7 protein-coding genes are annotated in these 8907 nt (G+C 42.5%); 2 read left to right on the forward strand and 5 right to left on the reverse strand.

The window, feature by feature from the left end; translation table 11 throughout:
• The 5 genes from H5202_RS15165 to H5202_RS15185 all read right to left on the reverse strand — a co-directional run.
• Nucleotides 1-1589: VWA domain-containing protein (locus tag H5202_RS15165; protein ID WP_182772812.1), on the reverse strand; the 1589-nt coding region annotated here is incomplete at its 3' end.
• On the reverse strand, nucleotides 1589-2584 hold the full coding sequence (locus H5202_RS15170; RefSeq protein WP_182772813.1) for a vWA domain-containing protein: 996 nt from the start codon (nucleotides 2582-2584) through the stop codon (nucleotides 1589-1591). The genes H5202_RS15170 and H5202_RS15165, both read right to left, overlap by 1 nt.
• Nucleotides 2578-3126, reverse strand: a complete 549-nt coding sequence (locus tag H5202_RS15175; protein ID WP_182772814.1) for a DUF4381 domain-containing protein — start codon at nucleotides 3124-3126, stop codon at nucleotides 2578-2580. The genes H5202_RS15170 and H5202_RS15175 overlap by 7 nt, the downstream gene beginning before the upstream one ends.
• A complete protein-coding gene (locus H5202_RS15180) occupies nucleotides 3127-4062 on the reverse strand; it encodes a DUF58 domain-containing protein (protein ID WP_182772815.1) in 936 nt (311 codons plus the stop codon).
• 41 nt (nucleotides 4063-4103) lie between these two features.
• Nucleotides 4104-5060 (reverse strand): AAA family ATPase, encoded by a 957-nt coding sequence (locus tag H5202_RS15185; RefSeq protein WP_182772816.1) that lies wholly within the window; start codon nucleotides 5058-5060, stop codon nucleotides 4104-4106.
• A 248-nt stretch (nucleotides 5061-5308) separates the two neighbouring features.
• On the opposite strand from H5202_RS15185, the gene fadI reads away from it, so the two are divergent.
• Both fadI and fadJ read left to right on the forward strand, forming a co-directional pair.
• Nucleotides 5309-6619, forward strand: coding sequence for an acetyl-CoA C-acyltransferase FadI (gene fadI, locus H5202_RS15190; protein WP_182772817.1), 1311 nt, complete (start codon nucleotides 5309-5311; stop codon nucleotides 6617-6619).
• A 5-nt stretch (nucleotides 6620-6624) separates the two neighbouring features.
• A complete protein-coding gene (gene fadJ / locus H5202_RS15195) occupies nucleotides 6625-8751 on the forward strand; it encodes a fatty acid oxidation complex subunit alpha FadJ (protein ID WP_182772818.1) in 2127 nt (708 codons plus the stop codon).
• Nucleotides 8752-8907: the final 156 nt, after the last annotated feature.

Below are 8907 nucleotides of genomic sequence, written 5' to 3' on the forward strand. Positions count from 1 at the left end.
TGATTGTCAGATTGATTTTCAGCATTTTGCTGTTGGTTTTGCTGGCCCGATTGATCCTGTTGACCTGGTTGATTCTCCTGCTGACCAGACTGAGACTCGTTGGATTTAGATTGTTCAGATCCATTTTCATCAGAAGATTGTTCTGATGTTGAGTTGTCATCATTTGAATTAGATGGGTCTTGCTCTGATTTATCGGATTGTTGTTCAGATGACTCTTTTTGTTGTTCAAGCAATTGCTGAGCTAAGGCTAAATTCTGTTCAGCCTCAATAAACGGTGATTGTGCCGTTATCGCTTGTTGGTAACGCTTAATAGCCTCTGGATAATCTTTCAGTTGCATCAGGGCATTACCTTGATTGTATAAACCTTGGGCACTAGTGTCTTGCTCATATCCTTCGAGTGCTTGTTGATAATTACCGGCTTTGTATTGCGCAGATGCTTGCCATTGCGGGTTTTCGAATGTTTCTGCTGCTTGGGAAAAATCACCTTGTTCAAACGCTGATTGCGCTTGTTGATCTTTAGTCTTCCATAAATCCTGCCACACCGATGCTTGTGCTGGTTGACTGTGGGTTAGGCTAAATGCCATTGCTGTAGCGAATAGCAAACCAGGGTTAAGCATAAGGGTTAATAGTCCTTGCCTAAAACTCATTAACATCGGGATGATTAATAACATGGCTAAATATGGCCCCAGATCTTGCCAAGCTTCTCCAGCAAGATCAGTTTCGGTCGCTTTGCCATCAGATGCCAGCCAGTGGGTTAAGGTGGACACATCGCTACCATCTGTTTGAGCTGGCACAAGGATCCCTTGATGTTGTTGGACAAGTTTTTGCAATAGACCGTAATCGGTTTTAGCGACGACGACTTCATTACTATTATCTCGCAACAATTGACCATCAGCTAAGCGAATTGGCGCACCTTGTTTACTGCCAAAAGCCATGATAGATAAACGATAACGACTATTAAGTGCGTTACTTGCTTGATTAAATTGTTGTGCAGAAATGCCATCAGTCATGACAATAATGTCGCCACTGACATGACCGCCTTGAGCCAATAGTTTTTCTGCCAGTGCTAACGCTGCTGCTAAGTTAGATCCTTTAGTGGGCATAATATCGGGTGACAATGTTGGCAGTAAATTTAAAATGGTGTCACGGTCGCGTGTTAACGGGCTAATGGTATAAGCGTCACCAGCATAAGCAATCAGCCCTGTTTCGCCTTCTTTTAATTCATTGAGTAAATCGGTCGCTCTGAATTTAGCGTAAGACAAACGATTTGGGCTTAAGTCGGTGGCATACATGGACTGAGACATATCCATAATGAGCACTCGACCTTGCTCTGTAGCAAATACCGGCAGATTTTGTTTATTTAATGCAGGCCCTGAAAGCGCAATCACGGCGACTATCCAACAGGCAATTAAAAGCCATTTGGGTTGATGACTTTTTTCGACAGTTTGAGTGATTAATAATTGGCTTAAATGTGGAGCTATATATTGCTTCCATGCCGATTGCTGACTTTGTTTACGCCAAAATAATGCACTTAATATCAATACTGGGATGAAGCCCAATAACCATTCTGGGCGAATGAAATGGATCATTATTGATTCGCCTCTTTGGTTTTAGCCAATAACTGAGCAGGCCATTGTTGCTGCAAACTGATTAAAAAACTGATCAATAATGACATTAATAATGGCCAATAAAATAACTCACTTTTGGGACGGTAACTCAATTGATCACGACTCACAGGTTCTAACTTGTCTATTTCCTGATAAATACTGGCTAACTCTTCACTGTTTCTGGCTCTAAAATAACGACCTTTAGTCATGGTGGCTAATTTTTTGAGTTGGCCTTCGTCTAAGTCCATTGATGGATTAATACGCTCTTTACCAAAAATACTGCGGCGTTCTAACATTTCGGCGCCAACCCCGATAGTATAAATAGTGATATTACGTTTCGCGGCAATTTGGGTTGCGACTTCTGGTTCAATATTGCCGGCATTATTAGAACCATCCGTTAGTAAAATGAGCACTCGATTACTTTCATCAACTTTATCAAAACGCTTAACGGCCAAAGCAATTGCTTCCCCGATAGCGGTTTGCTTACCGACTAACCCTATCTGTGCATCATCTAAGAATGTAGCAACAGAGCGACGGTCTAGGGTTAGTGGTGCTTGTAAATACGCATGGTCAGCAAATAATATAAGTCCCAGCCGGTCACCTTTTCGACGTTCGATAAAGTCACTGAGCACATGCTGTATTAAGGTAAACCGGTTAACCGATTGTCCATTTATTACCATATCTTCAATTTGCATACTGCCGGATAAATCCACTGCCATCATTAAATCACGGCCTTTTGCTGGTAGTTCTATTGGATCGCCAAGCCATTGTGGTCGAGCTATTGCTAACAATAAAAACATCCACATTAACCAATAACGTTTTCGACTGCTTTTTTTGTTTACTGAGTTGGAGACCGTAACCGTTGTGGCGATGCCGGGTAGCTGTAAATGGCCACCGACATTATGTACGTTAATGCGTTTTATCAATAATGGGAGTGGCAGTAAGATTAATAACCATGGCCAGTAAAATGCTAACATTTGGCATCCTTTTGCGGATTGTTGGATACTAAGGTTGCATCACTAAAAGGACGTTTATTACTTAGCCAAGATTTCGCTAAAGATTTTAATTGGACTTTTTCAGTTTGATTTAAACCACTAGCTTGATGACGCTTAACTAATAATTGGCCGATTTTATGTTGCTGCCCAGTGGCGATGCGAGTATCTAACCAATCAAACCAAGGCTGACCGTTTAGTTTCGCGAGGCGTTCACGTGGTAAATAGGTGAGTGCGGTGCGTTTGAGTAAGCTGTTAACCTGTGCTGCAAAGGTATCATCTGCAATATCATAGCTATATAGTAACGTCAGCGCTATTTTCCGTGGTGCATGATATTGATGTTGCTTGTATAAGCGCTTACCTAACCAGACCGCTAAGGTTATTAACACCGCTGCGATTATCCAATATCCAGGCGCGATAGGCACTGCACTAATTGGCTCGGGTAATACAATATCTTGCATTTGCGCTAAAGCGGAAGCTTTGGCGTCAATAGGCAATGGCTGTGTGGGTAAATTAGCAGTGGTCATTTAACGTAAAATATCCAATTGTGCACTGAGCGGTTTAGCGGCATCGATGAATTTAGGTTGTACTTTTATCATATTCATTAATGAAACGAATTGCTGTAACTGCTGTTGCTGAGTACTTAACCAGGCTTCATAACTTTGACGTGTTAGGGTCAGCTGTTGTTGGCCATCTCTTACAGGTAAGGAAAACTGTTTCGGTAACGCTAAGGTTCCCTGTCTCAATGGATCGGTTACCACAAAGGCACCAATATCACAGTGACGAGACAACTCTGTTAAAGGGGCTAAACATTGTTGGTTAATATGTTGGCCGTCGGTAATGATCCAAATGAGCGAGCCTGGTTTTGCAATTCGCAGCAACCGTTGGCAGGCTTTAAACATATGGCCGGGATCGGGTGATAATTGATTTATTTGGTTTAATTGCTGTTGATGGACATCAATTAACCCTGAGGTTAATTGTAAAATACCTTGGCGGCGACTACGTGGCTTTAGCTCTAAGTGATTGCCTTCACTAGCAATTAACGCCCCAAGTCTATCGCCATTGTTAATGGCATTCCAACCTAATGTTGTTGCTAAATGGGCTACTTGTACCGACTGTAATAATAGCTGGGAGCCAAAGTATAAGCTGTGGCTTAAGTCTATCAATAGCAGGATAGGGCGTTCGCGTTCTTCAACAAACAACTTAGTATGCGCAACGCCTGTTCGCGCAGTGACTCGCCAGTCGATAGTACGAACGTCATCCCCATTTTGGTAATGACGTACTTCAGCAAACTCCATACCGCGGCCTTTTATTTGGCTGCTTCGGTGACCAGACAATGGCGCTTTCGCTCGCGATTGGCGATCGGGGATTGCGCGGGATAAGCTTTGACAAGCAATAAGCTCTTGCTCATTTAAGCTCACACCATCACTGTATAGTGGTAATGAATTAGTTGGGTTCATCATAATCTAATCATGCTTAAAAATAGGTGCTCGTGCTGCAACATTTACGGTACGGCAACTTGACTAAGAATATGATCAATCACTTGATCTGCCGTAACACCTTCCGCTTGCGCTTGATAACTGAGTAACAAACGATGACGTAACACATTAGGCGCAACAGCTTGAATGTCTTCTGGTGAAACAAAGTCCCGCTCATATAACCAAGCACGTGCTCTTGCGCAACGTTCTAATGAAATCGTGGCGCGAGGACTGACACCATATTCAAGCCATTTAGCTAAATCAGCACTGTAGCGTGCCGGTTGCCGAGTCGCCATCACAATTTCAACGATGTATTTCTCTAATGGTTCAGCTAAATAAATATCTAACGCCTGATCCCTAGCAGCAAATACGTCGGCTTGTGCGACTGGATCAATGGTAGGCAACTGATGTGTTTTGGCCTCTTTACGCGATTGTCGTAAGATTTCGACTTCGGTTTCGGCGCTTGGGTAATCTAGGTTTAAGTGCATTAAAAAACGATCTAATTGCGCTTCCGGCAACGGGTAAGTCCCTTCGTTTTCTAGCGGATTCTGTGTTGCCATCACTAAAAAAAGTGGCGGTAAAGGATAACTCGTTTTACCCACAGTAACTTGGCCTTCAGCCATGGCTTCTAATAACGCTGACTGAACTTTAGCTGGAGCGCGGTTAATTTCATCTGCTAGGATTAAATTATGGAAAATTGGCCCCGCTTCAAATTCGAATGTCCCAGTTTGTTGACGATAAATATCAGTACCAGTTAAATCTGCAGGCAGTAAGTCGGGAGTGAACTGGATACGATGAAACTCGCCTTCCACTCCATCACACAATGCTTTCACTGCACGTGTTTTGGCTAAGCCAGGTGGACCTTCAACTAATAAGTGTCCGTCTGCGATAAGAGCTATCAGCAAGTTTTCAGTTAATACGGGCTGACCTAAGACAACATTATCTAAATAGGTGCGTAGTGAGTGGAAACGACTTAACGGCATAGCTGTACTCAATTTATTTAGTTGGCATTGGGATTATTAAAACCTATGTTATGAATTCTATTAGTTTTTTGCTAGTAGAATTAACACAATTTAACTCTTTATGAAGCAGATAGTTGTAAACGCCTGTTTAAAACTATTCAATAAAAAGTTAGAATCAGGTCACACTTTGATGGTCTGACCAGATTATCTGGCAAAATAGAAACTTACCGGCAGAGCCGAGCTAAGCTAACAATAATAGAGGGTGGCACATGAGTGATAGACAACAAGTAACAAATTCCCGGGGTGAACGCATTGCGATTGTTGCCGGTTTAAGAACACCATTTGCAAAGCAAGCAACAGCCTTTCATGGCGTATCCGCGCTAGATATGGGCAAAATGGTGGTTAATGAGTTGCTGTCTCGCTCTGAAATCGACCCTCAGTTAATTGAACAACTGGTTTATGGCCAAGTAGTACAAATGCCAGCGGCACCCAATATTGCTCGCGAAATTGTACTTGGCACTGGCATGAATGTATCAACAGATGCTTATTCTGTCACTCGAGCTTGTGCAACTAGTTTTCAGTCGGCGGTTAACGTAGCTGAGTCAATTATGACTGGCAATATAGAAATCGGCTTAGCTGGTGGGTCTGACTCGTCTTCAGTATTACCGATTGGTGTTTCAAAAAAGCTTGCTCATGCTTTAGTCGATTTAAATAAAGCGCGTACTTTCAAGCAGAAATTTGCGATTGTACGTCGTTTAGGCTTGAAAGACCTGATGCCGGTACCGCCAGCGGTTGCTGAGTATTCAACAGGTTTGTCTATGGGGCAAACTGCTGAACAAATGGCTAAGACTTACAACATTAGCCGTGCTGATCAAGATGCATTAGCGCATCGTTCACATACATTGGCTACTGAAACGTGGAATTCTGGCGTGCTTCAACAAGAAGTGATGACAGCTCATATTCCACCTTACAAACAGTTTATTGATCGTGATAATAATATTCGTGAAAACTCTGTATTAGAGTCTTACGCCAAATTGCGTCCCGCATTTGACCGTAATCACGGTACCGTTACTGCCGCCAACAGCACGCCACTAACAGACGGTGCATCGGCCATTATTTTAATGAGTGAAGGTCGAGCTAAAGCCTTAGGTTATCAACCTATTGGTTATATTAAGAGTTATGCGTTTACTGCCATCGATGTATGGCAAGACATGTTAATGGGTCCTTCGTACGCGACGCCATTAGCATTGAAACGTGCTGGAATGGAATTAGAAGATTTAACCCTGATTGAAATGCACGAAGCATTTGCGGCACAAACATTGGCAAATATGCAGATGTTTGGTTCTAAAAAGTTTGCCGCAGAGAAGCTGGGCCGCAATCGTGCGATAGGCGAAATAGACATGAGTAAGTTTAACGTGCTGGGCGGTTCATTAGCCTATGGTCATCCTTTTGCGGCAACCGGTACGCGTTTGATTACCCAAGTGTGTAATGAACTTAAGCGTCGTGGCGGTGGTACTGGTTTAGCAACTGCTTGTGCTGCTGGTGGTTTAGGTGTGGCAATGATTTTGGAGGTGGAGTAATGAGCATGGAAAAAACATTTAATTTAGCTCGTCGTGACGATGGTATTGCCATTTTAACTATGGACGTTCCTGGCGAAACCATGAACACCTTAAAAGAACAATTTGGCCCTGAAATCAGTGAAATATTAGCTGAAATCAAAGCTGACAGCAGTATCAAAGGTCTCGTTGTTATTTCGGGTAAAGCAGATTCGTTTGTTGCCGGTGCCGACATTACAATGTTAGCCGCTTGCAAGAGTGAAGCTGATGCTAAGGCATTGTCACAACAAGGTCATGTGGTTTTTTCTGAGCTTGAAGGATTATCAATTCCTGTAGTTGCTGCTATCAATGGTGCCTGTTTAGGCGGTGGTTTAGAGTTAGCACTAGCGTGTCATTTACGTATATGCAGTGACGATAAAAAAACCATGCTAGGTGTGCCTGAAGTGCAACTGGGTTTATTGCCTGGCGGCGGTGGAACTCAGCGTTTGCCTCGATTAGTGGGTATTACCACTGCACTTGATATGATGTTAACAGGTAAGCAAATTCGTCCTAAGCAAGCGTTAAAAATGGGCTTGATAAATGATGTTGTGCCTAACTCTATTTTGCTTGAAACCGCAGTTGAGCTAGCGAAAAAAGGCAAACAAGCTGCAAAGCCTGTAGTGCAATCTAAAATAAATCAATTTTTAGAATCAACCTCGTTTACTCGCGACATTATTTTTGATCAAGCGCGTAAGCAAGTATTAAAGAAAACCCAAGGAAATTATCCTGCACCGGCTAAAATCATCGATTGTGTACGTCAAGGTATGAATAAAGGCATGGTGAAAGGGCTTGAGGTTGAAGCTACTCATTTTGCTAACTTAGTGATGTCAAAAGAGTCTGCTGCATTACGTAGCTTGTTTTTTGCCACCACGGAAATGAAAAAAGAAACTGGTGCAGAAGGCGCAGTGCCACGTAAAGTTAAAAAAGTAATGGTATTAGGCGGTGGCTTAATGGGCGGTGGTATCGCGTCTGTAACAACTACTAAAGCTAAAATTCCTGCGCGTGTAAAAGACATTTCAGAGCAGGGATTAAGTAACGCACTATCATATGCTTATAAGCTGCTAGATAAAGGCGTTAAGCGTCGTCATATGACACCTATAGCGCGTGACAATATCATGGCTTTAATGACAACGACGACAGAATATACGGGCATTAAAGATGCCGATATCGTTGTTGAAGCGGTATTTGAAGATTTAGCGCTTAAACATAAAATGGTTCAAGACGTTGAGCGTGAATGTGGTGAAAACACCATTTTTGCTTCTAATACGTCTTCATTACCTATTGGCCAAATTGCTTCTGCGGCAAGTCGTCCTGAAAATGTGATAGGCCTACATTACTTCTCCCCGGTAGAAAAAATGCCGTTAGTAGAAGTCATTGCCCATAAAACCACATCGCCAGAAACGATTGCAACTACAGTGGCGTTTGCGCGCAAGCAAGGAAAGACACCTATTGTGGTTCAAGACGGTGCTGGTTTTTATGTTAACCGTATTCTAGCTCTGTATATGAATGAAGCAGCGCAATTATTACTAGAAGGTCAGCGTATTGAGCATCTAGATCGCGCATTAGTTAAGTTTGGTTTCCCCGTGGGGCCGATGACGTTGCTTGATGAAGTGGGCATTGACGTAGGAGCTAAAATATCGCCGATTTTAGAAAAAGAGCTCGGCGATCGTTTTAAAGCGCCTGCAGCTTTTGACAAATTATTAGCTGATGACCGTAAGGGTCGTAAAAATGGCAAAGGCTTCTACCAATACGGACCTAAAGCTAAAAAAGCTAAATTGGTTGATGAATCGGTTTATAAGGTGCTCGATATCTTAATCGCTTCAGATAAAGAAGCAAAAGATGTGGCAGAGCGTTGTACTATTCAAATGCTCAACGAAGCTGTTCGTTGTCTTGAAGAGGGGATTATCGCCTCTGCAAGAGATGGAGATATCGGCGCAATATTCGGTATTGGCTTCCCGCCATTCTTAGGTGGTCCGTTCCGTTATATCGATACCTTAGGTGCGAGCAATTTAGTGGCAACTTTACATGGTTATCAATCACTGTACGGTGACCGTTTCGCACCATGCGATACGTTAGTCAAAATGGCTAGCGATGGCAGCCAATTTTATAAAAAGTAAATTGAGTGTTTGTCATTGATAGCTTTTTAGTTATCAAGTTGTAAAAAAGCGGCAATTTATTGCCGCTTTTTTATTTCCTATAGGCATACTTTCGCCTGATTTTTAATCATCACAATGCTTCTTTACGGTATAATACTCATTGTTTAGTATGATAAG

The organism is Shewanella sp. SG41-4 (genome assembly GCF_014164505.1).
Classification (GTDB): domain Bacteria; phylum Pseudomonadota; class Gammaproteobacteria; order Enterobacterales; family Shewanellaceae; genus Shewanella.